Source organism: Psychrobacter okhotskensis, from assembly GCF_013248965.1.
Classification (GTDB): Bacteria; Pseudomonadota; Gammaproteobacteria; order Pseudomonadales; family Moraxellaceae; genus Psychrobacter; species Psychrobacter okhotskensis.
In genome coordinates, this window is the sequence record NZ_JABRVQ010000056.1 from 1 (window position 1) to 1,927 (window position 1,927).

The 1,927-nt window shown below is 39.2% G+C and carries 2 protein-coding genes; both read left to right on the forward strand.

Going from position 1 to position 1,927, the window contains the following annotated elements; all coding sequences use genetic code 11:
* Positions 1-276: 276 nt before the first annotated feature.
* Entirely contained in the window at positions 277-567 is a 291-nt protein-coding gene (locus HQR03_RS14000; protein ID WP_173240641.1) for a hypothetical protein, read from the forward strand.
* On the forward strand, positions 560-1,579 hold the full coding sequence (locus HQR03_RS14005) for a phage/plasmid replication protein, II/X family (protein ID WP_173240643.1): 1,020 nt from the start codon (positions 560-562) through the stop codon (positions 1,577-1,579). The genes HQR03_RS14000 and HQR03_RS14005 overlap by 8 nt, the downstream gene beginning before the upstream one ends.
* Positions 1,580-1,927: the final 348 nt, after the last annotated feature.

Consider the following 1,927-nt stretch of genomic DNA (forward strand, 5'->3'; position numbering starts at 1 on the left):
AACGATAAAGAATAATAATATTGCGACGACGACTGGAGGAGGAAGAGGAGGAACGACGATTGACGACGATAGGAGGAGTTTAGGGATGTACTTAGTAATACATCCCTTTTGTCTCACAGTTGAGAATATAACTATGCTGAAAACCCTCCTAGATGTCTAAAAATAAGCCTTATGGGCTTTTTTATACCCCCTCCCTTTTGTCTCAAAAATATCTTGCTAACCAAACTACCTACTGTTACTATTATGCAAAATAGTTACTTTTTAGGATATTTAGACATGTCTAGCCAAAAACCAAGAATAGCCCTCACTGTTGATGATGACCTAAATAAATTATTAGAGGATTTAAGCGTTTTAATGAAAAAGCCTAAATCTACCCTGATAACTGACATATTGGTCGATATTACCCCTATGCTTACCGACCTTAGAGACGCCCTACAGCTTGCAGAACAAAAGAAAGATATAAAGCCTGTCTTAGCTCGAATGACTGCTAAAGCAAATATTGGGACAGCACAAATGAATAATGACATGCTTAAGCAATTTGATTGGGTGGAGAAGCAAGATGATTGATTGGGTAACGATGAAAGTGTCATGTGACCATGACGGAATAATATCTAATGGTGAAGTGGTTTCTTTATCCAAAGATGGCGACTCTATCGAGTGGTCACTCGTTAAGTTTCTACCTCTTGTTGGTTCATATGATGCGACTATTTCGATCCGCTCAATTACTCAATCAACTATAGAAATATCAGGCAATCCTACCAAGTGGCTACAAGGTCATAATTTATTCGGCACAAACGACCTAAAACGCCTTGTATGGCTTTTCTTTAATAAATTGTTAGATATACCAGAGCTTAAGTTAAAACCTAGCCTAGAGCAGCTACACGCCGTTAAGATGGGCAAATTAACAGTATCGAGAGTAGATATTAACGAAACATGGTTTCTTGAAACTCGTGAAGAAGTTTTAGCTTGGCTTCGGTCTGCTGGTCAAAAAATTAGTCTTAAACATCGTGGTGCTGGACAGTTCAAAGGCGACACGCTTTATTGGGGCAATATTCGCTCAAGACGATGGTTCTTAAAGTGTTACTCCAAAGGTGACGAAATAAACAGTAAAAAAAGTAATTTTCCCGATGCTTTGCGAACCCCTGAAATGCTCGCATATGCTGACAGAGCCTTACGTATAGAGTTAGTCTTAAGGTCTAATCAGTTACGTGAATGGCATCTACACGAAGTTGCACATTGGAACGCTGATACTGGTAAAATGTTACTCCTAGAGCTAATTAAGGGGCTAGAAATGAGTAACAATATACGATTGACTGACGACAAGTTAAAGAATTTAAAACCATCGGTTAAAATGGCTTATTTTGCTTGGTTAGGTGGTCAAGATTTAAAATTAGAATTAAAACGTCCTACTTACTACCGCTATAAAGCTCAATTAAAAGAGCTAGGCATAGATATTGGTATACCTAGAGATATTGAACAAAAAGACGCTAACGTTATCCCATTAATGAGAGTGTTAGAAGCTCAACCTGTCGGCATACCTGACTGGGCATTTGAGCAGGGTCTTGTAGTCTGCGCCTGATGTAACAACGTTACAAATTACATTGCAACGATGTAACAACGTAACAACCTCTAACGCCCTGTTATTTCCTTTTCAGGGCGTTTTCTTTTTCCCTCCAGTTAACCGCTTTTTGCTGATAATGTCGTCATAGTTTTCTGTGCCCGTAACAGACGGACGATGACGCTGCCGTGAGAACCTTTAATCTATAATCACAAAGTGCGAGCTTTCGACTTGGAAACTACCCAAGTCTAAATCCTTAACGATAAAGAATAATAATATTGCGACGACGACTGGAGGAGGAAGAGGAGGAACGACGATTGACGACGATAGGAGGAGTTTAGGGATGTACTTAGTAATACATCCCTTTTG